Raw genomic sequence first — 24,501 nt, forward strand, 5'->3', positions numbered from 1 at the left:
AGCCCATCGGACGACACCATCGAGGAAGTATCGTGATCAAGTCCGGAGCCCGTCTGCAGAGCCAGGTCTGCGACACCCAGATCATCGTCATCCGCGCGAGCGAGAACCTCACACATCTGCGCTGCGGTGGCGCCCCCATGGTCCCGGTCGGTGAATCCACCACTGCCGCCGCCGGTCCCGACCCCCGCTTCGCGGACGGTTCGGCGATCGGCAAGCGCTACACCGACGAATCCGGCGCCGAATTGCTGGTGACCCGCGCCGGGGCGGGCACACTCACCATCGGCGACATCCCATTACAGCTCGAGCAGGCCAGGGCCTTGCCGTCCAGCGACTGACAGCCGAATCCACAGCCACGATCGAGGCCCGCGTCGGGCCCGTCAGCTATGCCCGCGGGCAGGTAGGAGGTCCGCGGTCGTGCGGATCGGTATCCAGACCAACCACGCCGACGACTTCGTCGGCGTCGTGGACGAGATCGCCGAGATGGAGCGTGCGAAGGCCGGTGTCACGACGTTGAACGTCCGCCCGCTCGCCGAGTCGTCCGGCGCGCGCATCGGCCGGATCGAACAGCTCGCCGCCCTGATCCGGGCCGCCGGTTCGCCGCGCGGACCGGCGGTGGTCGCAGCCACCGACCAGTGGCCGGATGGGACCGCCCGGCAGGAGTAGGCGACTACTTCTGCCAGGCGGCGATCACATCGGCGGTCGTCATGACGGTCGCCAGCAGTGACAGGGTGTTGTCGATGACCGCGGTCGCGTACGCACGTGGCACCCCGGCCACCGCATCGCGCGGCAGGACCACCCGGTAGGCGGAATTGACCGCGTCCATCACGAGATTCGGAATGGCCACGTTGAGCGAGACCCCGACGGCCACGATCGTCGTCACACCGAGATTGCGCAGTACCGCGTCCAGGTCGGTGCCACCCATCGGGCCCAGGCCGTGTTGCCGGGTCAGCACCAGATCCGCCGGCTCGGGCCCCAGTTCCGGCAGGACCGCCGCACCGGCGCTGCCCGGTGTGATCGTGACACCACGGCGTCCGATGTCGAACAGCCTCGCATTGTGATTGGCGCCCTGCCCGTCCGCGCGCCGGGTGACCACACAGTGCACCACCCGGACACCGGCGGTGCGGGCGGCGGGCAGCAGTGAGCCGATGTTCGGCAGCGCCTCCCGCCGGGCTTCGGCCGCGAGTGCGGGCAGCCCGGCGTCCGGGCCGACCACCGCGCCCTGACACTCCTGGACGACCACGGCCGTGTGGGCCGGTGCGAGCAGATCCGCCGGGCGCGGGACCTCGGTCACGTGTGGTCGCCCACCAGGCCGGGCGGCGGCACGTCGTAGAACTGCGTGGCCCACTTGCGCAGGGACATATACGGTTTCGCATCCTTGGGCGACAGCGGTGGATGCTCGACGTATTCCTGGTACCGCCAGATGCTCAGGTCCTCCCAGACGGTGACGAGGAACTGCTTCTCCACGCGTTCGCGCACCTCCGGCGGCGGTACCTCGGACTCGTCACCCGGATTGCGGGGCCACCAGATCGAATAGAACATGTCCGAGGATTCGTCGTCGACCGGTGTGGTGCAGAAGATCAGGCGGTGCTTCGACGACCCCTCGAAGGCGCTGATCGACCCACCGAGCCCGAACATGTGCGCGTGGATCCGCAACGCCATCTTCTCCGGATCGTCGCTGCGCGCGTCCGGCCAGCCGGTGAGAAACGACCACGTCTGCCCGTCCTCGTTCCAATCGAGCATCTGCGGGGTGACGGTGGCGCCGTGCACATATTCGAAATGCAGGCTGTCCGGCCCGTTTTCGAGCGCCACCTGTGGATGCACCGGTTCGCGCTCGGTTTTGCGGGAGAACTCCGGATACGGGCGGTAGTAACCGGTCGGCGCGGTCCCCACCTCGGGAAAGAGCTCGAAGATATCGGGCATGTCCCAGTTCGGTGCGGCACCGTCGGGCTGGTGCCACATGAAGACACAGCCGTGCTGTTCGGCGACCGGGTACACCCGTAGCCGCAGTCCGCGATTGACCCGGTTCTCACCGGGGATGTTCTTGTTGCGGCCGTCGGGGCCCCAGCGCCAGCCGTGGAACGGGCATTCGACGCAATCACCGACGACCTTGCCGCCATGGCCGATATGGGCGCCGAGATGACGGCAGTGGCCGGTGAGGATGTGCAGTTCACCGAAGTCGTCGCGGTAGGCCACCAGGTCCTCGCCGAAATATCGCAGCGGTGTGGCCTCGCCCTGCGGAAATTCGGCCGACCACCCCACCATGAACCACCCGGTCACCTTCCAGGTGAAAGGAACCTTCACATCACACCTCCAGTCCCGTCCAGGACGATTCGGATCGATACCGATCAATACTGTTAGACTTACAGTAATACATCACAGAAGGTGCTGCGGCCTTCTTGCCGCATCGGCTCGCAGCGCGGGTGCGCGGGCCTCAGGGCGACGGCGGCGAATCCGCCCTTCTCGGCCGCCGACGCGAGACCGCCGATCACCTCGGATCGCAGGAGGACATCGGAGGCGCTCGGGTACCCGAGAACGTATTTCATTGTGGCGCTTCCCGTTCAGCTCGCCGCAAGCACTCCGCCACGAACGACAACAGGCCGAGGTGATAGGCCGTGGCGGCGAATCCGACGCTCAGGTTGTGACCGCTGTCGGCCTGGGTGCGCGCGACGAATCGTGGGGCGCCGGTGCACAGGGCCCGGATCTCGGCGAGTGCGGGCGGATCGGTGCGCCAGAAGCGTTCGTGGTCGGCCAGCCGATGGTATGCCTCGACGCGCCGGTCCGGGTCGGCGAAGATGTCGTCGTGCCCGGCCGAGGCGCCGTAGCCGGGCCGGTCGACCGCGAGCACCGTGCAGCCCAGCGACGCGGCCGGCCGCATCAGCGACAGGTCGGGATGACCGGGGCAGTCGAAGTACCGGGCCGTGGTCGCTCCGCCGTGCAGAACCAGCAGGACCGCACGGGGATCGGCGACCCGGGCGCACAACGCCGACATGGGTATGCCGTCCACCTCCAGGACGCAGCGGGTGACCGCGCCGGCGCCGGTCCGGGCCGCGACGATCTCCGCGGTCATCGGTCGGCTCGCAGGAGCAGGACACCGCTGGGCGTCAGGCCGCCGCTGGTGACGACGGCCACGCGGGCATCGTCGATCTGGCGCGCGCCGGCGTCGCCGCGCAATTGGGTGACGGCCTCGTGCACCAGCCCCATCCCGTGAGTGCGTCCGTGCGACAGCTGTCCCCCATGGGTGTTCAGCGGCAGCACGCCGTCGCGGGCGATGTTGGTTCCCTGATCGAGAAAGTCCTTGCCCTCACCGATTCCGCAGAATCCGAGCGCCTCGATCCAGGACAGGCAGTTGAAGGTGAAGCCGTCATAGAGCTCGGCCACATCGACATCGGCGGGCCGCAGGTCGGTGCGGGTCCACAGGTGCGCGGCCTGTCCGAGGACCTGCGGCTCATGGGTCAGGGTGCTCTGATCCCATTCCAGGCGTTCGATGATCTGGGTCCCCACGGCCTCCACCAGCACCGGCGGCCGGGCCAGGTCCGCCGCCGTCGCGCGGGCCGACACGATCACCGCGACCGAACCGTCACACGGCACATCACAGTCGTAGAGGCCGAACGGCGTGGTGATCGTGCGGGCGGACAGATAATCCGCCATCGTGAGCGGATCGCGATAGATCGCCGTCGGATCGAGTGCGGCATTGGCGCGCTGGTTCAGCGCGATCCACCCCAGCGTCTCGCGATCGGTGCCGTAGGTGTGGAAGTGCCGTTGCGCGGTCTGCGCCAGCAGATGTGCCGCGGAGATCGCGCCGAACGGCACGAGCCAGCTGTCGGCGATCGCGCCCGAGGGCGAAATCCGCCCGGCGCGAACCAGTTCCGCGTAGGTGGACTCCCACACGGTGCGGAAACACAGCACGTGCCGGGCGAATCCGGCGGCCACGGCCAGCATCGCGGCGATCACCGAACCGCCCGGCCCGAAGGTCTCCCCGCCGCCGTTGTACCAGGTCGGCCGGATCCCGAGCGCCGATTCCACCGCGGTGACACCGCCTTCGGAGAACGGCCCCGGCGCCCCGGATCCCGGATAGGTCGACAGGCCGTCGACCTCCTCCAGCCGCAGACCGGCATCCGCCACCGCCGCGCGGCAGGCCTCGACGGTCAGCGACAGCGGGTCGGCCATCAGCCGGCGGCCCAGCCGCGACATCCCGATGCCGGTCAGCGCGACCTTGTCCTCGAACTTGGTGTCGGTGGCCATCGGCCGGACCCATCGGCGCATCTCGGCGGGCGCGATCTCGTCGACCGGCAGCGGCGCAGGCGATGTCGCCGCGTCGGCGGCCGGACGGAACAGTGGCAGCCACACCTGCCCGGCCGGTTCGAAGACCACTTCCATCCGCTGCCCGAGTTCCAGCTCCGCGGGCTCGCAGTCGACCGCGTTGGTGGTGAGCCGGACGCGCGGATCCTCTTCCAGCGCCACCTGCGCGACCACATAGGGCGCGGGCATCGCGGGCATGCTGAAGCGGTGGTTGACGGTGAATCCGATGAGTGTGGCGTACCCCGACACCACCCGCACCCCCCGCCGCTCGCCCCGGCAGTATCGACAGATCGGTTGTGGCGGATGGATCAACGCCGAACAGGACAGGCATTGCTGTATCCGCAGGCGGCCGTCGGCGCCGGAGGTCCAGAAGAACTCGGTTTCCGGCGTCGTCGACGGCACCGGGCGCATCACCGCATCGGACACGGGACCTCCTCGCTTCACGGCGCGCCCCTCGCGCCCCGTCATCGCTTCTGCTGGGAGACTTCGCCCTTCATTCCGTCCAGGGCCATCATGACGGGCTGGCCGGTTTCGGAGATGGCGTGGGCGTGCCCGAGCTGGTGGATGTCGAACACCGATTGCACCGCGGTGGTGAAGCCCTGGATGTCGAGGGTCTGGTTGACCGCGCGTTTGGCGGCGCGCAGGGCGAACGGGTGTTTCGCGGCGATCTGGAGTGCGAGTTCCCTCGTGGCGGAATCGAGTTCGTCGCGGGCGACGACCTTGTTGACCATTCGGATGGCGAGCGCTTCGTCGGCGTGGATCGCACGGCCGGTGAACAGGATCTCCTTGGCCAGGCGCGCGCCCAGTTCCCAGGTGTGGCCGTGGTATTCGACGCCACCGATACCCATCGCCACGACCGGATCGGAGAACCGGGCATTGTCGGCGGCGACGATCAGATCACACGGCCAGGCCAGCAGCAGCCCACCGGCGATACAGACCCCGTGCACCGCGGCGATCGACGGCTTGGGAATGTTGCGCCATTTCAGCGAATAGCCCACATACCGGCGCGCTTCGACCTCATAGATGTCGGAGACCAGCCACTTGTCCTTGTTGTCCCAGGTCTTGGGGTCGATGTCGTGGCCGGCGGAGAAATGTTTGCCGTTGGCGCGCAGGACGATCACGCGCACCTCGGGATCGTCGGCGGCGCGGGTCCACGCGGCGTCGAGTTCGTCCAGCAGCTCCATGTTCTGCGCGTTGTGCACGTCGGGACGATTGAGCGAGATCGTGGCGATGCCGTCGGCCACGTCATGGAGAACGAGATCGGTGCTCATCAGAAGCCTTTCAATGTGATTCGATGCCCCATTCGATGCCCAGTAGCCGCAACATGTTGCCGCCCATGCTTTTTCGAATGTCCGGCTCGGAGATGCCGTCGAAATGATCGAGCAGGCTCAGCCTCGCGACCACCGAGAAGGTGGGATTCGGGATGAACTCGCTGATCACATTGCGCACCACGATCTTGGTCCGCCCCGTCGATATCGACGTATCGGATCGTGCTCTTCGCGTGTTCGGGCAGATACTTGGTCAGCGCGTCACGCGTTTCGTACATGTGATTGTCGGCGTCGAACACCGGGAAACCGACGGGACGTGAGGCCACGGCCGCGCACTCCTCTCAGCCGGCCGCCGCCTTCGGCGGGGAATAGTCGGGCCGGCCCAGGCCGAGGATGTGCTGGGCGATCATGTTGCGGAACACCTCGAGCGTGCCGCCGTAGATGCCGAGCAGCGGCGCCCAGCGGTAGACGTATTCCATACCGCCCTCGTCGGCCGCGCCGTCGGCGTCGATCGGCAGCGCCGCCGCCGCGCCCAGCACATCCATCAGATCGGGTGCGACGTCCCGGATCGCCTGTGCCAGCGCCACGCGCCCGAACATGTTCGGGGTGGCCAGCGCCGCCTCCATCCGGGCGATGCTGCGGCCGAGCCGGTACGCCACCGCACCGTCGTCGACCGGACGGCGCCCATCCGGGCCGGGCCGCCCCGCCAGCCTGGTCACCCGGTCCATCGCGGTGGCGGCCATGGTGCCCTGGTGGATCATGATCGAGATGTCGTCGAGTCCGTCCGCGGCCGCGTCGACCACGCCGTGTTCGTGGGCCAGCGGTGCCAGGAGCACCTGCCAGCCGTTGTTCACCTCGCCCAGCCGGTACTTGTCGTCGATGCGGACGTCGGTGTAATAGACGATGTTGGTGCGGTCACCGTCGACCGTCCGGATGCCCTGGATGTCGATGCCCGGGGTATCGAGCGGAACCAGGAACATGGTGAGGCTCTTGTGCTTTCGCGCCTCCGGGTCGGTATTGGTGATGAGGAAGACGTACTGGCAGTTGTGCGCACCGGTGGTGAACATCTTGGAACCGTTGATCACCCACTGGCCACCGTCACGCACGGCCCGGGTCTTGCACATCGCGATATCGGATCCACCGTCGGGTTCGGTGTAGCCCAGGCACAACCGCACCTCGCCGGTGGCGACCCGGGGCAGCACATCGGCCTGCAGTTCGGGTGAGCCGAAGTCGCGCACCGATTCGGTGACGATGGCGGTGGTACCCCAGGTGACCCACGGGACGTGGACGCGGCGACGCTCCAGATCCCAGATCCGGCGCTGCACCCGGGTCAGCGCGCCGGGATCCAGTTCCGCGGCCAGCCGGCCGTCGGCTCCCATCGCGAGATGTACGCCCTCGTCGAAGTTGTCACCGGTCTCGCGGTCGCGGCGGCGCACCTCGTCGGTGACATGGGTGTCGAGGAATGCCCGCAGGCGATCGCGGTATGCCGCGTCTTCCGCGGACAGCTCGACCAGTGAAAAGTCCATCGATATCTCCTGAATCTATTGCGCCGCAGCCGATTCGATAGGATCGTGCGTCAGTTCGACGCCGCCGCGAACAATTCCGCGGCGCGAACCGCGCTCGCGCCCGGATCCCCGGCGGCCAGCGGCCAGCCCCGCGCGCGCAGCAGATACGCCGAGGACGCCGATTCGGCGCTCACGCCCAGCCCGCCCTGGATGTGCACGGCCATCGTCGCGGCCTTGGCCGCCTCTTCGGAGGCGTGGACGAATGCCGCGGCCGCGAGGCCACGCTGCGCCTCGGGTTCGTTGTCGAGGAACCATGCCGCACGCCGGGCCAGATTGCGCCCGCCCTGGACGAAGATCTCGATATTGGCCAGCGGATGCGAGATGCCCTGCAGTGTCGAGATCGGCACTCCCATGGTGTACCGGTTCTTGGCGAATTCCACTGCCACGGAGAGTGTTTCCGATACCAGGCCGACCAGTGCGGCGGCGGTGAGTGCCCGCCATTCGTCGAGGGCGAACTCGTAGGCCGCGAGCGCCCGCGCGCCGGAGCCCACGACGGTGCGCCGGTCGGCGGCGGCGGGATCGACCCAGGCCATCGGCAGCCGCCCGATGTTGTCGACCTTCGCCGGGCGGGCGTCGAAGCTCAGCTCGACGACATCGCCGCCGTCGCGCACCAGGATGTGATCGGCGACCGCGCCCGCCGGAATGAGCCGCCGCCCGGATGTGGCGTCCACCCGTGCGTCCAGCGCGACGATCCGGCGGCCCTCGGCGATGGCGGCGGCGTGTTCGGCCTCGGGCCGCAGCGCGTCCAGGCGTGCCAGCAACCTGCTGCCGACCACGTGATCGATCCACGGCACCGGCGCGATGGTGCGGCCGAGTTCCTCGGCGACGAGCACGAGGTCGACGAGGGTGGCGCCGTCACCGCCGGCGGTTTCGGGCAGTGCCATGGTGGTGGCACCGGTGGCGCACAACTGTTCCCACAGATCCTTGTCGAATCCGGTCGCCTCGGCCGCGCGCACCACATCCAGCGGGCATCGGGTGCGGAAGAACTTCGCGTACACCGCCTGCAGTTCGGTCTGGTCGCCGGACAGGCTGTAATCCTGACGGCGCAATTCGTAGCGGTTCATCCCTGTGACTCCTCGTTCCGCTGCCTCTGAGTCGGTGCGGTTCGGTCGGCGAAGAAGAATTCGTGTGCGTTGCGGTAGAGGTAGTTGTCCAGTGCGTCGTCGGGCAGTTCCAGGGCGAGTGCCTCGGGCACCACCCGGCGCATACGCAGCACCGGCCAGTCCGAGCCGAACATCACCTTCTGCTTGCCCCGGGTCCGCATGAAATGGATCAGGCTGTCCGGCAACCGTTTCGGTGACCAGGCCGAGGTCATCAGTCGCAGGTTCTCGTATTTCATGAGCAGCCGGATCGCGGTGTCCCACCACGGATCGGCGCCGTGGATCATGCACAGGCGCAGTTCCGGGAAGCGGTAGCAGACCCGGTCGAGGTAGATCGGATTCTGGACCTCACCCGGGATCGGCGGACCGGGCAGCCCGGTGTTCATGCACAGCGGCAGATCCATTTCCGCGCACTTGTAGTACAGCGGATGGTAGGCGGCGTCGGTCGGCGGGTACTGCCCGTCGCCCCAGAAGCTCGCGCCCACCGTCGTGTACACCACCGGCAGATCACGGACCATCGATTCGAGCTCGCGCAGTGAGGCGACCGGATGCAGTAGATCGACCCCGTTGATCGCCAGCGAGAATCGATCCGGGCGTTCCTCGGCGAACTTCAGCGCGGTCGTCGACGGCTTGGCCATCGAATACATCAGCACCGCCTGCTCGACCCCCTGCTCGTCCATCTCCTCGAGCAGTTCGCCGAGTTCGACCTGTGTGTAGAGCGAGGCCGGCCCTTTGAAATAGTCGTCGCGGACCTTGTGCATCCACCCGGGCTGCTCACGCTCGCCGAAGTGCACATTGACCAGACCGTCGATCACCTTGCGCATCTGTCACGCTCCCATTTCTCGCGCGGCGTCCGGGGCCGCGTCGCCCACTTGCCCCGCGGCCCATCGGTAGTCGGGTTTGCCGTTGCCCAGCCGCCGGATCTCGGGCACGACGACGATCGCCTTCGGCACCTTGAATCCGGCCAGCCGGGTTCGGCAGGCGGCGCGGATCTCGGCGTCGCCGGGGCGACCGGCGGGGTCGCCGCACACCAGTGCGACCACTTCCTGACCCCAGCGCGGACTCGGTCGTCCCACCACCAGCGCGTCGCCGATTCCGGGAAGTCCGCGCAGGACCTCTTCGACCTCCTCGACGAAGACCTTCTCCCCACCCGTGTTGACCACCAGCGCATCCCGGCCGAGCAGCCGGAGGTTCCCGTCGGCGTCGAGCGTCGCGCGATCGCCGGGAATCGCCATTCGCGTCCCGTCGATCTCGGGAAAGGTGCGTTCGGTGGCATCCCGGTCGTCCAGATAGCCCAGTGGCACCCGGCCGGTGCGTGCCGCCCAGCCGATCTCGGACTCTCCCGGCCGCAGGAATCTGGTGCGGTCGTGCGATACCGCGGTACCACCGGGCATCGGCGCGAACGCCTCCACCTCGGCCCCCCGGGTGCTGCGCCCGAACCCCATTCCGCCGGTTTCCGAGGAGCCGTAGCCCTCGACCAGGTAGGCGTGCGGAATGCGTTCCAGCAGTTCGTGTTTGTGGACCGGATTGGTCGCCGCGCCGCCGGTGCCGATGGCGAGCAGTGCCGACAGATCGTAGGTGCGTTCGCACAGCGCCCGCACCAGCGGCGCGGCATACGCGTCCCCCACGATCGTCATCAGCGCCGCGCGTTCGCGTTCGGCGACCGACAGCGCCAGGTGCGCGTCGAACCGGCGGCGGTCGTCGTAGAGCAGGATCGTCTGCCCGGCGAGCAGTCCGGCGAACGACGTCCAGATCCCGGCGGCATGCGACAGCGGCGAGGCCGCGAACCAGACGTGGCCGGTCATCGCCGCCAGCGCGCGCAGCGGGTCCGCCGACTCGTGGTCGGCGCCGTTCATCGACGACACGTACATGTCGCCCTGCCGCCACAGCACACCCTTCGGACGCCCCGTGGTCCCGCCGGTGCACAGCATCACAAGATCGTCCGGTGACGTCTCGATGACCGGGTCGGCGGCGCCCGCGCGGACGGCGTCCTCCATCGTGACCGCGCCGGCGAGTTCCGTCGCGCCGCTGTCGTCCTCGACGGAGATCAGCAGTTCCACTCCGTCGGGGGCGGCCTCGGCCACCACCGGGCCGAAGCCGCGGTGGTAGACGATGCCTCGCGGCCGCAGGTAGGCGAGCAGATCACGAACCTCGCGCGCGGTGTAGTGCGGATTGACGTTGATCGGCACCACCCGCGCTTTGAGGCAGCCGATCATCGCGTCGAGATACTGGTCGTTGTGCATCAGCAGGGCGATGCGGTCCTGGCCGCATTCCCAGCGCCGCAACCGCGCGCGCGGCATGTGCTCACCGAATCCCTTGTCCGCCAGGAAGTTCGCGAGGCGGCGAGTGCGTAGCGCCGCCTCCCCGAAACTGCGGCGGTGATCACCACAGATGGTCATCGTGCGGCCGGGCACCGCGGACGCGATCGCGTCGAACACGGCGGGAATGGTCCATTCCGTCAACAGAGGCCTCCGAGATCACGACCGCCCGCCACCACGTGTCGGCAGGGCCGGGCGGCTGGTCGAGCACACATCGCTGCGCGTCCTTCGCGACTATCGCGCGGCCGAGGCGACGGGCACGCCGAGGAATTCCGAGGCGTTGTCCCGCATGATCTTTCGCACGTCGGCGGCATCGAACCCGGTCAGCTCGCCGGTGAAGGCCACCGGTTCCTCCAGGCCCTCGCCGTGCGGCCAGTCCGAGCCGAACAAGATCCGCTCGACTCCGATCGCCTCGGCCAGCTTCGGCAGATCGTCCTCGTAGTACGGGGCGACCCAGACGTGCTCGCGCAAGGTGTCGATCGGATCGTTCGGGAACGACCGGGGAGACTGGTTGGCGAGCTTGCGCATCCGCTTGCCGAGCCGGTGCACGAAGTCCGATCCGTTCTCGATGCTGGCGACCCGCAGGGCCGGGTGCCGGTCGAAGACTCCGTGGATGATCAGCGACGCCATGGTGTCGTGAATGGCGCGGTCGTCGACGAGGATCTTGTCCAGTGCGTCGCCCGGACCGCCGAAGGGTTCGAAGGTGTCCTTACCGCCCCACATCGCCGCGATCTTCAGGTAGCCGCTGTCACCGAGGTGGAAGGCGACGGGCACGTTCGCCTCGGCGAGGCGCGCCCACACCGGGTCGTGGGCACGGTCGCCGAGCGAGCGCGGCTTACCGACACCGGGTACCGGGGCGGGGCGGATGTGGATCACGCGTGCGCCCCGGCCGAGGACGAAGTCGATCTCGGCCACCGCCGCCTGCGGGTCGGCCAGCGAGATCATCGGCGCCGCGATGATGCGGTGATCGGGACGGTCGAATCCCCAGTCCTCGTCCAGCCACAGGTTGAACGCGTGCAGCGACGCCACGGTGGCCTCGACATCGCCCTTCAGCGCCTCTTCCACACCGCAGCCGAAGGTGGGGAACATGACGACCGTCTCGATGCCCTGCTCGTCGACCACCGCGGCACGCGCGTCCCGATCGCGATACTCCGGGCGCAATTGGAGGCTCTCCACCTTCATCAGCGTCGCGGGGTCGACTCCCTCCGGAACCTGTCCGCGGAAGATCAGGTCCAGGCAGCCGGGCACGATGATCGGGTCGAAGGTCGGGTTGGGGATGAAGCGGTTCACCCGGTCACCGATGATCGCGGTGTGGTACTTGCCGTCCTGGACGATCTGGACACCACGACGGCGAAACCTCTTGTCCAGGTGCCGGGTGAACGCATCCAGTGGCTCGTAGTAGTGATTGTCGACGTCGATCGCCTTGTAGTCGAGCGCGGTCATCGCCAGTCCTTTCAGTTCACCGTGTTGTCTGTGTGCGGCCTGCGCGGACTGCGCCGAGTCGCGTCGCCGCACGGCAGGAGATTCCGGTCCCGAACGGCCCCGGGCGCCGTCACTGCGGCCGGCACCGAGACCGGTACACCCTCCCGCGAGTCGAATAGATATACCTACTGTATACCTATCAGTATAGGGCCGCACAAGACTCGCACGGCCCGGCCGGATCCCGATCAGGGCACGATCACGCTGCGGGCCACCGGCTCGGCGGCCACCTGCCGCGCGTACATCGCCCGTTGCAGCGACAGCAGCAGCGCATTGCGGGTCTCGGCCGGTCCGATGAGCTCGTCGAACCCCATGTGCTCGGCCGAGTGATAGGAGGCCTGCAGCTCCATCTCGCGCAGCGAGGCCGCGACATCCTGTTCGGCATTGGACGCGTTGCTCAATGCCGCCGCGCTCATCGCCCCCATCGTCGCACCGGGATAGGCGAAGGTCCCCACCTGATTGTCGAAGCTGATCAGCGACATGACCATGGATCCGAACCCGTAGGCCTTGCGCAGTGTCACATGCAGTTTCAGTGTCGTCGCCGCGGTCTGGGCGACGAACATCCGTGCACCGCTGCGCAGGACGCCATCGGCTTCGGACTCGCTGCCCGGCAGCATGCCCGGATTGTCGGCGAGGAACACCAGCGGCAGATGGAACGCGTCGGCGACGCTGATGAAATGGGCGGCCTTGTCCGCGGCGTCGGCGTCGATCGAACCGGCCAGCACCTGAGGCTGATTCGCCACCACCGCGACCGGATGCCCGCCCAGGTGCGCGAGCGCGCAGATGATGGCCGGCCCGAACTCCGGCTGCACCTCGAACCAGTCCGTACTGTCGAACACCGCGTCCAGCACCGTGCGCATGTCGTAGGTGCGGCGATTGTCGCGGGAGATGATCTCGAGCAGTTCCGGTGTGCGCCGTGGTGCGCCGGCGGCGTCGGGCGCCAGCGACGGCGGATACGACCACGCACTGGGCGGGAAATACGACAGGTAGCGCCGGATCTCGTCCAGTACCGCCTCATCGGTGTCGGCCAGATTGTGGATCAGCCCGCTCGGCAGCGCCACATCGGGTCCGCCGAGATCCTCCTTCGAGATGTCCTCGCCCGTCGATACTTTCACCACCGGCGGGCCGGCGGTGAAGATCGCGCCGTGGCCACTCATGATCGCGAAATCCGAAACCGGCGCGATCAGCGCGCCGTGCCCGGCCGAGGCGCCCAGCACGCCGGTCACCATCGGAACCTTGCCCGAGCATTTCGCCTGGGCGAGCAGATCGGTCGGCGTGCGCCCGTAGTGGTCACCGGTCGGACGGAAGCCCGCGCCCTCCAGCAACATCACCAGCGGCACGCGGTTGCGCACCGCCAGTTCGGCCAGGCGATACCGTTTGGAATTGCTGCCCGGCGCGATACTGCCGGCCAGCGTGGTGAAGTCCTCCGCGCCCACCATCACCGGCGAACCGTCGATCAGTCCGGAGCCGGCCACGATCGCGTCCGCGGCGACCTCGCCTCCGACCAGTGTGCCGAACTCCTGGAAGGTACCCGGATCGAGGAGGTGCTCGATCCGGGCCCGCGCGTCCAGCTTGCCCTTGCCACGATGTGTGGCGACCCGCTCGGGGCCACCCATGGCCTGTACTCGCGTGCGGCGCTGCTCCAGATCGATGAGGGTGTCGTCCCAGGTCCGGGAATTGGTCATGTGCGCGTCCTAGATCAGTGAGTAGCGAATCGGCAGATGTTTGAGTCCGCCCACGAAGGTGGTCGCGGTGAGTTCGGGGGCACCGTCGAGTTCGATGGACTTCAGCCGCGGCAGCAATTCGGAGAAGAACTTGTTGATCTCCATGCGCGCGAGTCCGGCGCCGAGACAGAAGTGCACGCCGAAACCGAAGGCCACGTGCTTGTTCGGCTCGCGCCCGACGTCGAATCGGAACGGATCGTCGAAGGCGTCCTCGTCCCGGTTACCGGAGACGTAGGACAGCAACAGCGAATCGCCCGCCGCGATCGGAACTCCGCCGACGGTCGCGTCCTGGGCGGCGGTGCGCATGAATGCCTTGACCGGCGTCACCCACCGGATGATCTCCTCGGTCGCGCGCGGCATCAGATCCAGGTTGTCGCGCAGGCGATCTCGCTGCTCCGGATGCTCGACCAGTGCGCGCAGACCACCGGAAATGCTGCTGCTGGTGGTGTCGTGCCCGGCGGTGGCGATGATCGCGTAATACGACATGGTGTCGATGTCCGACAGCGGCTCACCGTCGACGCGGGCGTTGGCGATCGTCGAACCCAGATCGCCCGTGGGATGTTCGCGCCAGCGCGCCGTCAGATTCTGGAAGTACTGGAACAGTTCCACCAGGGAGTTCATCGCCTCGTCGGACTGCGCGCTGCGCTGCATCTCGTCGTCGTCGCTCCCCATGAGCTCCTGGGTCAGCTTCAACATCAGCGGGAAGTCCGCCTCGGGCACACCGAGCAGCGACATGATCACGTACAGCGGGAAATTGACCGCGACCTCCTGCACGAAGTCGCACTCCCCGCCGGCGTCGCGCATCTGATCGACGTATCGCTTCGCGAGTTGCTCGATGCGCTCACCCATCGCCTTCATCGCCTTGGGGCTGAACCAGTCCGCGCCGATCGCACGGACGACCCGGTGCTGTGGGTCGTCCATGTGGATCAGGGTACGGATCCCGACCGCGGCCTGCATCTCGTCCGAGGCGGTGGTCATGAGCACCGGGCGCGGCCAATTGGTGAACAGCTGATTGGCTCGTTCGACCGCCATGATGTCGGCATGCTTGGTGATCGCCCAGAACGGTGTGTAGTCGGGCACGGTCACCAGCGAGACCGGCGCCTTGGCACGCAATCCGGCCAGGGCCGCGTGCAACGCCGGTTCGTCGGTGTAGGACTTCGGATTCGCCAATACCTTCGCGGCGTCGTCGACGATCGGCATGCTCATGAGCGACTCTTTCGGTATGTGGGCCTTCATGTTCCACCGCCCCGCCACACACTGGCAGCGGTCCGTTGTGGCGGCCACTAGAGTGATTTATAGTGACCCTTACTGTCAAGCATTCTATAACTAGTCCGGACAACCGAACGGTGAAATTCATGGGATCCGATCAACGCAAGGTCGTCGTGGTCGGCGCGGGCTCGGGCATCGGCGCGGCGGCCGCCGCGCACTTCCACGACAGTGGCGATCACGTTCTCGCAATCGACTTGCGCCCCAACAACACTCCGGCCGCGCGGCACGAACGGTGCGATCTGCGCGACCCCGCCGCCATCGCCGCTCTGCTCGAGCGTATCGAGCCGGGCTGGGACCTGCTGGCCTACGTCGCCGGCGTTCCCGGCACCGCACCGGCCGGTGACGTCCTGCGGGTGAACTATCTCGGCATGCGGCTCATGGCCGAGGGCATGCTGACGCGACTGCGCGAAGGCGGCGCGATCGTGACCGTGGCCTCCGTCGCGGCACTCGGCTGGCAGGAACGCGTGGCGGCGCTGTCGGGCCTGCTCGCGACCACCGACCCCGGCGAGATCGACCGCTGGCAGGCGGATCAGGACCCGAACTATCCGGTGTACAGCACCTCGAAACAGGCCGCGATCATCTTCGCCAAGCGGCTCGCGCCCGCGGCCTGGCAGAAGTTCGGGATCCGGGTGAACACGGTGAGCCCCGGGCCCACCGAGACCCCGATCCTGGCCGATTTCGAGACCTCGATGGGTAAAGACGTGCTCGACGGCGTGAAGGCGACGATCGGACGGCACGCCACCGTCGACGACATCGTGCCCGCCATCTCCTTCCTGGGCTCCGCACAGGCCCGCTGGATCAACGGCCAGGACCTCCATGTCGACGGCGGATTCGTCGCCCCACTGGTCGCCGGGCCGCCGATTCAGCTGTAGCGAACACGACCGGTCGGGCGCCGGTGACACCGCGAAGACGCACGGTTCGCATGACATCACCCTATACTGTATTACTTACAGTAATTAATTCCGCCCAAGCCGTGCGAGTGACCATTACGAGGTGAGCTGTGGACATCCCTGTTCAGGACCAATCAGCGACGGCCGGGGACACCCTCGACCTGCGCGACCCCTACCCGTACTTCGCCGCCAAGCGGCGCGGGGGCCCCGTGTTCCACGGCACGGTCATGGACTACTCCAAGACCCCCGAGTCGCTGCGCCCCTCCGATTCCTATGCCGCGGTGTCCTATTCGGCGGTCAGCTCCGCCCTGCGCAACAACCGGGTGTTCAGTTCACAGCTCTACGACTCCACCATCGGGGTCTTCATGGGCCCCACCATCCTGGCGATGGACGGCGCCCGCCACCGCGCGCACCGCGGACTGGTGTCCACCGCGTTCCGGCCACAGGCCCTGATGCGCTGGGAACCGGAGATCGTCCGGCCGGTGTGCAATGCGCTGATCGACGAATTCGCCGAGCGTGGCAGCGCCGATCTGGTCAAGGAATTCACCTTCGAATTCCCGACCCGGGTCATCGCCGCGCTGCTCGGCCTGCCGGAGGAGGATCTGCCGTTCTTCCGCCGGGCCGCGGTGGCGATCATCAGCTACGCCGACAAGGTGCCGCGGGCACTGCAGGCGTCCAAGGACCTGAAACACTACTTCCTCGGCCAGATCGAACAGCGCCGGGCGAACCCGACCGACGACATCATCAACGATCTGGTGACCGCCGAGATCGACGGCGAGAAGCTCACCGAGGAGGCCATCTACTCCTTCCTGCGATTGCTGCTGCCGGCGGGATTGGAGACCACCTACCGTTCCGCGGGAAATCTGCTGTGGCTGTTGCTCGATCACCCGGAGCAGTTCCGTGCCGTACAGCAGAACCGGGATCTGCTCCCGCAGGCCGTCGAGGAGGGCCTGCGCTACGAGACACCGCTGACCTTCGTCCAGCGCTACGTCACCGAGGACACGCGCCTCGAGGGCACCGACATTCCACAGGGCGCGGTCCTGGACCTGTGCCTGGGATCGGCCAATCGCGACGAGAACCGCTGGGAGCGCCCGGAGGAGTTCGACATCTTCCGGACGCACATCCCGCACATCAGCTTCACCGCGGGCGCGCACACCTGCCTGGGACTGCATCTGGCCCGGATGGAGACCCGCGTCGCGATGGAATGCCTGTTCGACCGGCTCACCGACTTCACCCTGAGCTCCGAGGGTGATCCGCACATCTTCGGTCAGCCGTTCCGCTCCCCCAACACGCTGCCGGTGACCTTCGATGTCGTCACCTGATCACCGTCGTCCACCCGGAACATCGGGCGCCCGAGGAGTATTCGATGCGACGCTGCCGCGATGTTCGCCACAACCACCGAGGAATCCGTGCGGCGTCCGATCGACATCCATACACCGACATCGTCCTGCTCGCGGCGGGATTCGACGCCCTCGAGATCGGCGCCCTGCGGGAGCGCGGTGCGCTCGGTCCCGCTGCCGGTGCAGCCGCCGGCGATTCCGGACACGAAAGGACGACACAGTGACAGATCGATCAGAGATTCTGCGGCACAGCCGAACCGGCGGCGTGCTGACGCTGACCTTGAACCGCCCGGCGCTCAAGAACGCGATCAACACCCGGTTGTGGGACGAACTGGGCGAGGCACTGCACGCCGTCGCGCGCGGCACCGAGGTCCGTGCGGTCGTCGTCACCGGGGCGGACGGAAACTTCTGCTCCGGAGCCGACATCTCCGATGCCGCCGGGGCGGAGGGGTTTTCGGATCCTAGCCGGATGATCCGCGCCATCAACGACGTGATCCAGCAGCTGCACGATCTGCCCGTCCCCACCATCGCCAAGGTGCGGGGCGTGGCGGCCGGGGCGGGCTGGAACATCGCCCTCGGCTGCGATCTGGTGGTCGCCACCCCGCAGGCCCGGTTCTGCCAGATCTTCACCAGACGGGCGCTGTCACCGGATTGCGGCGGCAGCTGGCTGCTGCCCAAACTCGTGGGCCTGCAACAGGCCAAGCGCCTGACCCTGCTGGCCGACACCATCCGCGCCGAGGAGGCGCATTCTCTCGGCCTGGTCACCTGGGTGCAGCCCGAGGAGTCGATCGATTCCTTCGTCGGCGATATCGCCGCCCGGCTCGCCGCCGGGCCGCCGCTGGCGCTGGCACAGACCAAGGCACTGGTCAACAACGGCGCCGACCGCACGCTGCGCGACGCCCTCGCCGATGAGCTGCGCGCGCAGACGATCAATCTGTCGGGCGCCGACGTCATCGAGGCGTTCGCGGCCTTCGCCGAGAAGCGTGACCCCGTCTTCACCGGGGCCTGGGGAACGGGAGGCCGGCCATGATGGCCAAACGCGTTGCGGGACACAAGCGTCAGCGTCGCGAACGCGGCTCGCTCAATCCCGAGGACATCATCAACGGCGCCTTCGAGCTGGCGCAGGAGGTCTCCATCGACGGCCTCAGCATGCCGCTGCTCGGCCGTCATCTGAATGTGGGGGTCACCAGTATCTACTGGTATTTCCGCAAGAAGGACGATCTGCTCAACGCGATGACCGATCGCGCCCTGCGCCTGTATGTCTACGCCATGCCGTTCCCCTATGTCCACGCGTCGAATTGGCGGGAGAGCCTGGTCAATCACGCGCGCACCATGCGGCGCACATTCCTGGACAATCCGATCCTGTGCGATCTGATCCTGGTGCGTTCGGCGCTGAGCCAGCACGCGGGCCGGGTCGGCGCCGACCAGGTCGAGCGGACGGTGTCCAGTCTGGTGAACGCGGGGCTGTCGGTCGACGAGGCCCTCGACACGTACTCCGCGATCAATCTCCACATTCGGGGATCGGTGGTGCTGCAACGGCTCTACGACAAGAACCGGGATCCCGACGGCGCTCCGCGCGCCTATTACGACAGCATCCTGATCGAACCGGAGACCACGCCCCTGCTCGCGGAGGCGATGGCCAAGGGGCTGCGCTCGGGAGCACCGGACGAACACAACTTCGAATACGGCTTGCGGTGCATCCTCGATCACACCGGCCGTCTGATCGAACGCAACCGGGGATCGCGGGCCAACGGTGCGGCGGCGAGCTGAATCACGCTGCCGCCGCCCCCTGGCGCGCACACGTCAGCGAGGGCCGGGCTCCGGAACGTCGAAGTGCTCGTCGCGCAACCGGAACGCCTGTTTCGTGCCGTGTTCGGCACGGGTCTTCACGAAATTGAACTCCCCGGCGGAGAACTGCAGGTTCGTACCGAAGGCGTGGAACAGATAGCTGGCCACCTCCTCGCCCTGATAGGCCTGACTCTGCTCCACCAGCCGGAACGCCTCCTTGGCGATCACCACGCCGTCGGCCGGCATCTTCGCGGCCTTCTCCGCCCAGTACCGCGCCCGCGCGCCGACCACCGCCGGATCGCAGACCTCGGTGAAGACGCCGAGCTGTTCCAGCGTGCTCACCTCGACGATGTCGCCGGTCAGCAGCAGCCGGCGTGCCAGCACCGGGCCGAGCCGGTGGAAGAACATGTGCAGACTTCCCAGCGCGGGTCCGAGGAAGCGGGCCGCGGGCATCCCGATCCGGGTGTCACGGGCGACCACCGAAATATCGGTCATCAGCGCCATTTCGAAGCCGCCGCCCAGCGCGTAGCCGCTGATCTCACCGACGGTGACCTTCGGAAAGCCCAGGAAATTGTGGTAGAAGCCGAAGGATTTCCGGTCCACCGCGAGGCGGCGGCGCTGACTGGGCCGGCTCTTCTCGGGCCTGTCGCTGCCGCCTTCCCCGTACCAGCCGTAGGCATTGTTCATATCGGCGCCGGTGCTGAACACACCGTCGGCGCCGCGCAGCAGGACCACGACGATGTCGTCGTCGGCGGCGATATCGTCGAGATACCGTGCGAGGCCGTCGCGCATGGCCGCGTCGTAGGAGTTGCGCTGGGCGGGGTTGTCGATCGTGACAGTGGCGATCCGCCGGTCGGGATCCACCTCGCACAGTATGCGGCCGTCGGCGGTGCTGGAGCTGCTCATCGGGTTGCCTCTTCCTGGTTGTCGCACGGCCCGCCAGTGCGTGCCCGCCCATTGCCGGGACACTGCCGGTACTATCTACTGTAGTTATAACAGTATCGGGTACGCGACGAGTCCGTCACCGCGCTCCGAGCACCTCCGCTTCCATCGCCCGACCAGCACGTGAAGGAATCTCCATGCCGTTCGACACCATCGAATACCGCGTCGACGGGCATACGGCCACGATCACCCTCGACCGGCCGGACGCACTCAATGCGCTGAGCCCGCACATGATCTCCGAACTGCGGGCCGCCTACGCCGAGAGCGAGAACGACGACAAGGTCTGGACCGTCGTCGTGACCGGGAACGGCCGCGCCTTCTGTACCGGCGCCGATGTCAAGGCCATCCCCGGCGACGGCAAGGTGATCAACGAACAACCGTATCTGTCCACCTACGAACAGTGGGAGGCGCCGCAGGAGGGCACCCCGCCGTTCCGGACGATGACCAAACCGGTACTGGCCGCGATCAACGGATTGTGCTGTGGCGCCGGACTGGACTGGGTCACCACCGGGGACATCGTCATCGCCTCCGACCGCGCGCAGTTCTTCGACCCGCATGTGAGTATCGGCCTCGTGGCCGGTCGTGAGGTCGTGCGGCTGTCGCGGGTGCTGCCCCGCACCGTCGCCCTGCGCATGGCACTGATGGGCAAGCACGAGCGCATGGACGCCCGGCGCGCGTACGAACTCGGCATGATCACCGAGGTCGTCGAACACGATCGGCTGCTCGAGCGGGCGCACGAGATCGCCGGCATCGTGAATTCCAATGCACCCCTGGCCGTTCGCGGCACCCGCCTGGCGATCGTCAAGGGCCTGAACGTACCGCTGCACGAGGCCGAGATGCTCGCCGAATCGTTCCGTGAGCGGGTGACCCGCACCGAGGACGCGCTCGAGGGACCGAAAGCCTTCGTGGAGAAGAGGACCCCGAATTGGCAGTGCCGATGAACCACACGACCCATGCGCTGAGCCGGCGGATCGCCGCCACCCTCGCGCTGCGACCGGACGGCCCCGCGATCGAATACGAGCAGCGGTGGGTCACCTGGCGCGAACTCGGCGATCTCGCGCAGCGCATCCGCACCTTCGTCACCGCACATCCCCTGGGCCGTCGCGAGATCGGCATCCTGCTGCGCAATCGTCCCGAACATGTCGCCGCGCTGCTGGGGGTACTGCTGGGCGGCGGAACGGTCGTGGTGATCAACCCGTCACGCGGCGACGAGCGGACCCGCGCCGATATCGCCGCGCTGCGGTTACCTCTGCTCATCGGCGCGCCCGGCGATCTGGCCGCACTGGTCACCGCGGCCCCCGGCACGGCGACCCTGGCGATCGAGGACACGGCCGCCGAACCGCGGCTGCACGCGTCGCCCGGCCGCCGCGCACATACCGGTGTCGCGCAGTCCGGGGTGGCGGTGCGCATGCTGACCAGCGGCACCACCGGACCGCCCAAACGCATCGACATCACCTACGACATGCTGGCGCGCAGTGTCATCGGCCCGGACCCCGAGCACACCCCCGTTCCGGCACAGCCACGCTCGGGGATCGCGGTCGTGAACGCCCCGCTGGTGCACATCGGCGGCGTCTTCCGCATCCTGCAGTGCGTCGCCGAGGCCCGCTCGTTCGTCCTGCTGCCGCGCTTCCAGCTCGAACAGTGGGCCCGCGCGGTACGCGTCCATCGCCCCAAGGCCGTATCCCTGGTCCCCGCCGCGGTGCGGGCGGTCCTGCACTCCGAGCTGACCCGCGAGGACCTGTCGAGCATCCGGGTCGTCACCTCCGGCACCGCGCCGCTGTCCGCGGACGACGCCGACGCGTTCTGCGAGAAGTTCGGCATTCCGATTCTGACCTCCTATGCCGCAACGGAATTCGGCGGCGGCGTGGCCGGTTGGACACTCGCCGACCATCAGCGGTTCTGGCAGGACAAACGCGGCAGCGTCGGACGCGCCACAGGCGGGGCCCGGCTGCGCGTGGTCGACGAGGACGGCGCCGAGTTGCCCGCCGACCGCCCCGGACTGCTGCAAGTGGCACCCGGCCAGCTCGGTCCGGGCGCGACCTGGATGCGCACCACCGATATGGCCCGCATCGACGCCGACGGATTCCTCTGGATCCTCGGCCGGGCGGATCAGGCCATCATCCGCGGCGGGTTCAAGATCATGCCCGACGATGTGCGCAACGCCCTGGAAAGTCATCCGGCCGTCCTGGGCGCCGCCGTCGTCGCCCGGCCCGATCCTCGCCTCGGCGAGGTTCCGGTCGCGCTGGTCGAAGCGGCCACCGGCGCGGACCTCGACAGCGCCGTCCTGCTGGGCCATCTCCGAGACAGACTGGCCCCCTACGAGATTCCCGCCGACATCGTGATCGTCGACACCATCCCCCGCACCCCGTCGGGCAAGGCGGACCTGACGGCGGTACGCGCCCACTTCGAGGCGGCCGGAGTCGGCGACGTGGACGCGAGTTGATCGCCCGGGCACCCGGCAGCGATTCATGTCGACAGCGCTTCCGCCAGAGGACGCGGCATCCCGCACAACCATCCGAGGACCGGAGACGTCCATGAAAACCACTCGCCCCGCATCGACGGAACAGATCACCGCCTTCATGGACTACATCGGTTTTCGATCCACACTCGATGCCGACGGCACCCGCATCTGGGAACTGCCGGTGGCCCCGCACGTGGTGAACACCTCCGGCGGCCTGCAGGGCGGACTGATCGCGACCCTCGTGGACGTGGCCGCCGGAACCGTCGCCCTCCAGCAGCGGCCTTCCGGCAGCGGAGTGGTCACCTCGGATCTGCACGTGCGGTACTTCCGCGCTGTCACAGCGGGTGCCGCGCAGGCCCGGACCAGGATCGTGCATTCGGGCAGGCGGAGCGTCGTCGTCGAGGTGGAGGTCGTCCAGCCGGGCTGTGAGCGGCCGGTCGCCTTGGCCACGGTCAGTTTCGCGACGGTCGAATTCGACACCGGCGCACGATCTTCCGCATCCGCGGAGTAGTCATCCGGCGGGGCGGCGTCAGTCCCGGCGGTACAGCGCGGCGACGTCGTCGATCTTCGCTTTCAGTGCCGCATTGCGCGGCAGCCGGTCCACCACGGCGATCGCCACCGGTACGTGATGGCTCGGCAGCGCGTCGCGGACCGCCCGGCGTAGTTCGTCCTCGGTCGGCGCCGGGCTGCCGTGGCGCGTCTCGACCGCCGCGAACGGCACGTGCCCCAAGCGCGGATCGGGTACGCCGACCACACACGCGTCCCGGACCGCGGGATGGGCGAGCAGCACCGCGCGCACCGTCTCGGGCAGGATCTTGAACCCGCCGCGGTTGATCGCACCGTCGCCCCGGCCGTGAATGGTGATGAATCCGTCGGAATCCACCGAGGCGAGGTCGCCGGTACGAACCCAGTCGGGGCCGAGCACGGCGACGCTCGCCTCGAGCAGGCCCTGCTCATCGGCGGCGAGCTCGTCGCCGGTATCGGGATCGACGATGCGAACGTCCACACCCGGCAGTGGCCTGCCCGCACTGCCCGCCTTCTCCGCTCCGAATCGCCGGTGCAACTCGGGCGTCCACGCACAGACCGAACCGGCGAATTCCGTTGCGCCGTAGGCCCACAGCAATGGAATGCCGTAACGGCGCTCGAACTCCTCCCGCAATTCCGGTTCCAGTGGCCCGGAACCACCGGGAAGATATTCCAGCGAGGCCAGATCCGCGCGGGGCACATCGGCTTCCAGCAGCATGCGCAGAATGGCCGGCTGCACTCCGGTACGCCGGATCCGATACGTGCGCACCGCCCGCACCCACTGCGCGACATCGAACTTCTCCAGCAGGACCATCCGCTTGCCGAGGAACGGGGCGGCGAGCAGCTGGCAGATTCCGACACTGCCGAACGGCCAGTGGACCAGTTCCGGCGGATCGTCGGGTGCGGCCGTCGCGCCGCCGGTCATCGTGGCGACCGTGTGCGCGAGTGCGGCGGTGGGTATCGGAATGCGTCGGGGCGGACCGGTTGTCCCACTGGTCAGCAGATGCAGGCCCGGGACGTCGCCGACCGGATCGGCGATCACACCGGAGTCGCGTTCGGCGATGATCCGGACATCGCCGAGGGCCGGGGACAGCACCAGTCCCGCGCATCCTGTCCGTGCACACGCGTCGACGACCGGCGCGGTCCAATCCTCGGCCGCGGCGATCACCGCACCGGGCCGGATCCGTTCGATATCGCGCCCCATACCGGCACCGGACTGGTAGCAGTCGATCACCGCGAGTGGCCGATTGCCGGCGATGGATCCCAGGACCGCGGCGGCGTGCGGGACTCGATTGCGCACCACCACGGCGATCCGGGCGGAGACCGGCACACCGGCGCCCGCGAGTCGCCGATCGATCTCGCGCATCGCGTTCGTGAACTCCGCTCCCGAATACCAGCGCTGCTCGTATTCGATACACGGCCGGTCACCGTAGTCGGCCAGGTGCGTGGACAGCTCGGCAGCGAAGGCGGTCCCGGCCACGTCGCGTCCCGAATCCGCGCGCTCTGGCGCGGTTTCGTCCGGTGTCTTCATGG

Annotated in this window: 24 protein-coding genes and 1 pseudogene; 9 read left to right on the top strand and 16 right to left on the bottom strand. The window is 67.9% G+C overall.

Annotated features, from left to right (window positions below):
• Positions 1-32: 32 nt before the first annotated feature.
• Positions 33-335 carry a hypothetical protein gene (locus AB0L57_RS27420; RefSeq protein WP_364967936.1) on the top strand — a complete coding sequence of 101 codons (303 nt, stop codon included), beginning with the start codon at positions 33-35 and terminating at the stop codon, positions 333-335.
• Positions 336-414: 79 nt separating this feature from the next.
• The gene (locus AB0L57_RS27425) at positions 415-663 is read left to right on the top strand and encodes a hypothetical protein (RefSeq protein WP_364967939.1); all 249 of its coding nucleotides are present in this window, start codon (positions 415-417) and stop codon (positions 661-663) included.
• Positions 664-667: 4 nt separating this feature from the next.
• On the opposite strand, the gene AB0L57_RS27430 is transcribed toward AB0L57_RS27425, so the two are convergent.
• The 13 genes and pseudogenes from AB0L57_RS27430 to AB0L57_RS27490 all read right to left on the bottom strand — a co-directional run bounded on the left by AB0L57_RS27430 (position 668) and on the right by AB0L57_RS27490 (position 14,959).
• The gene (locus tag AB0L57_RS27430; RefSeq protein WP_364967942.1) at positions 668-1,291 is read right to left on the bottom strand and encodes a cysteine hydrolase; all 624 of its coding nucleotides are present in this window, start codon (positions 1,289-1,291) and stop codon (positions 668-670) included.
• A complete protein-coding gene (locus AB0L57_RS27435; RefSeq protein WP_364967944.1) occupies positions 1,288-2,301 on the bottom strand; it encodes a Rieske 2Fe-2S domain-containing protein in 1,014 nt (337 codons plus the stop codon). The genes AB0L57_RS27430 and AB0L57_RS27435 overlap by 4 nt, the downstream gene beginning before the upstream one ends.
• 238 nt (positions 2,302-2,539) lie before the next feature.
• Positions 2,540-3,067 (bottom strand): alpha/beta fold hydrolase, encoded by a 528-nt coding sequence (locus AB0L57_RS27440; protein WP_364967947.1) that lies wholly within the window; start codon positions 3,065-3,067, stop codon positions 2,540-2,542.
• Positions 3,064-4,710: an OB-fold domain-containing protein gene (locus AB0L57_RS27445; RefSeq protein ID WP_364968052.1), complete on the bottom strand. Its 1,647-nt coding sequence runs from the start codon at positions 4,708-4,710 to the stop codon at positions 3,064-3,066. Before AB0L57_RS27445 ends, AB0L57_RS27440 begins: the two co-directional genes overlap by 4 nt.
• 53 nt (positions 4,711-4,763) lie before the next feature.
• Positions 4,764-5,570 (bottom strand): enoyl-CoA hydratase, encoded by an 807-nt coding sequence (locus tag AB0L57_RS27450; RefSeq protein ID WP_364967949.1) that lies wholly within the window; start codon positions 5,568-5,570, stop codon positions 4,764-4,766.
• Positions 5,571-5,691: 121 nt separating this feature from the next.
• Positions 5,692-5,893 (bottom strand): annotated as a pseudogene (locus AB0L57_RS27455) (amidohydrolase); the annotation flags it as partial.
• Positions 5,894-5,908: 15 nt separating this feature from the next.
• Positions 5,909-7,093 carry an acyl-CoA dehydrogenase family protein gene (locus tag AB0L57_RS27460; protein WP_364967952.1) on the bottom strand — a complete coding sequence of 395 codons (1,185 nt, stop codon included), beginning with the start codon at positions 7,091-7,093 and terminating at the stop codon, positions 5,909-5,911.
• Positions 7,094-7,143: 50 nt separating this feature from the next.
• A complete protein-coding gene (locus AB0L57_RS27465) occupies positions 7,144-8,196 on the bottom strand; it encodes an acyl-CoA dehydrogenase family protein (protein ID WP_364967954.1) in 1,053 nt (350 codons plus the stop codon).
• Positions 8,193-9,056 carry an amidohydrolase family protein gene (locus AB0L57_RS27470; protein ID WP_364967957.1) on the bottom strand — a complete coding sequence of 288 codons (864 nt, stop codon included), beginning with the start codon at positions 9,054-9,056 and terminating at the stop codon, positions 8,193-8,195. Before AB0L57_RS27470 ends, AB0L57_RS27465 begins: the two co-directional genes overlap by 4 nt.
• Positions 9,057-9,059: 3 nt before the next feature.
• Complete coding sequence (locus AB0L57_RS27475; protein WP_364967960.1) at positions 9,060-10,694, bottom strand: AMP-binding protein; 1,635 nt, start codon at positions 10,692-10,694, stop codon at positions 9,060-9,062.
• A 90-nt stretch (positions 10,695-10,784) separates the two neighbouring features.
• The gene (locus AB0L57_RS27480; protein ID WP_364967963.1) at positions 10,785-11,993 is read right to left on the bottom strand and encodes an amidohydrolase family protein; all 1,209 of its coding nucleotides are present in this window, start codon (positions 11,991-11,993) and stop codon (positions 10,785-10,787) included.
• Between the two features lie 224 nt (positions 11,994-12,217).
• Positions 12,218-13,714 carry a carboxyl transferase domain-containing protein gene (locus AB0L57_RS27485; protein ID WP_364967966.1) on the bottom strand — a complete coding sequence of 499 codons (1,497 nt, stop codon included), beginning with the start codon at positions 13,712-13,714 and terminating at the stop codon, positions 12,218-12,220.
• 9 nt (positions 13,715-13,723) lie between these two features.
• A complete protein-coding gene (locus AB0L57_RS27490; protein WP_364967968.1) occupies positions 13,724-14,959 on the bottom strand; it encodes a cytochrome P450 in 1,236 nt (411 codons plus the stop codon).
• A gap of 149 nt (positions 14,960-15,108) precedes the next feature.
• Between AB0L57_RS27490 and AB0L57_RS27495 the strand changes: the two genes are divergently transcribed.
• Positions 15,109-15,894 (top strand): SDR family oxidoreductase, encoded by a 786-nt coding sequence (locus AB0L57_RS27495; protein WP_364967970.1) that lies wholly within the window; start codon positions 15,109-15,111, stop codon positions 15,892-15,894.
• Between the two features lie 128 nt (positions 15,895-16,022).
• Positions 16,023-17,234 carry a cytochrome P450 gene (locus tag AB0L57_RS27500; protein ID WP_364967973.1) on the top strand — a complete coding sequence of 404 codons (1,212 nt, stop codon included), beginning with the start codon at positions 16,023-16,025 and terminating at the stop codon, positions 17,232-17,234.
• Here the strand turns inward: AB0L57_RS27500 and AB0L57_RS27505 are convergent.
• Positions 17,180-17,458: a hypothetical protein gene (locus AB0L57_RS27505; RefSeq protein WP_364967976.1), complete on the bottom strand. Its 279-nt coding sequence runs from the start codon at positions 17,456-17,458 to the stop codon at positions 17,180-17,182. The genes AB0L57_RS27500 and AB0L57_RS27505 overlap by 55 nt on opposite strands.
• Positions 17,459-17,472: 14 nt before the next feature.
• Between AB0L57_RS27505 and AB0L57_RS27510 the strand changes: the two genes are divergently transcribed.
• Both AB0L57_RS27510 and AB0L57_RS27515 read left to right on the top strand, forming a co-directional pair.
• Entirely contained in the window at positions 17,473-18,282 is an 810-nt protein-coding gene (locus tag AB0L57_RS27510; RefSeq protein ID WP_364967978.1) for an enoyl-CoA hydratase-related protein, read from the top strand.
• A complete protein-coding gene (locus AB0L57_RS27515; protein WP_364968054.1) occupies positions 18,282-19,022 on the top strand; it encodes a TetR/AcrR family transcriptional regulator C-terminal domain-containing protein in 741 nt (246 codons plus the stop codon). Before AB0L57_RS27510 ends, AB0L57_RS27515 begins: the two co-directional genes overlap by 1 nt.
• Positions 19,023-19,055: 33 nt before the next feature.
• Here AB0L57_RS27515 and AB0L57_RS27520 read toward each other — a convergent pair whose 3' ends face one another.
• A complete protein-coding gene (locus AB0L57_RS27520; protein ID WP_364967980.1) occupies positions 19,056-19,946 on the bottom strand; it encodes an enoyl-CoA hydratase/isomerase family protein in 891 nt (296 codons plus the stop codon).
• 173 nt (positions 19,947-20,119) lie between these two features.
• Here AB0L57_RS27520 and AB0L57_RS27525 point away from each other — a divergent pair, with 173 nt between their 5' ends.
• From AB0L57_RS27525 to AB0L57_RS27535, 3 genes are all read left to right on the top strand, one after another.
• Positions 20,120-20,923: an enoyl-CoA hydratase/isomerase family protein gene (locus AB0L57_RS27525; protein WP_364967983.1), complete on the top strand. Its 804-nt coding sequence runs from the start codon at positions 20,120-20,122 to the stop codon at positions 20,921-20,923.
• A complete protein-coding gene (locus tag AB0L57_RS27530; protein WP_364967985.1) occupies positions 20,920-22,425 on the top strand; it encodes a fatty acid--CoA ligase family protein in 1,506 nt (501 codons plus the stop codon). Before AB0L57_RS27525 ends, AB0L57_RS27530 begins: the two co-directional genes overlap by 4 nt.
• 91 nt (positions 22,426-22,516) lie before the next feature.
• The gene (locus tag AB0L57_RS27535) at positions 22,517-22,954 is read left to right on the top strand and encodes a PaaI family thioesterase (RefSeq protein ID WP_364967988.1); all 438 of its coding nucleotides are present in this window, start codon (positions 22,517-22,519) and stop codon (positions 22,952-22,954) included.
• Between the two features lie 18 nt (positions 22,955-22,972).
• Here AB0L57_RS27535 and AB0L57_RS27540 read toward each other — a convergent pair whose 3' ends face one another.
• On the bottom strand, positions 22,973-24,499 hold the full coding sequence (locus AB0L57_RS27540) for a fatty acid--CoA ligase family protein (RefSeq protein WP_364967991.1): 1,527 nt from the start codon (positions 24,497-24,499) through the stop codon (positions 22,973-22,975).
• Positions 24,500-24,501: the final 2 nt, after the last annotated feature.

This window comes from Nocardia sp. NPDC052254, from assembly GCF_040679495.1.
GTDB lineage: Bacteria > Actinomycetota > Actinomycetes > Mycobacteriales > Mycobacteriaceae > Nocardia.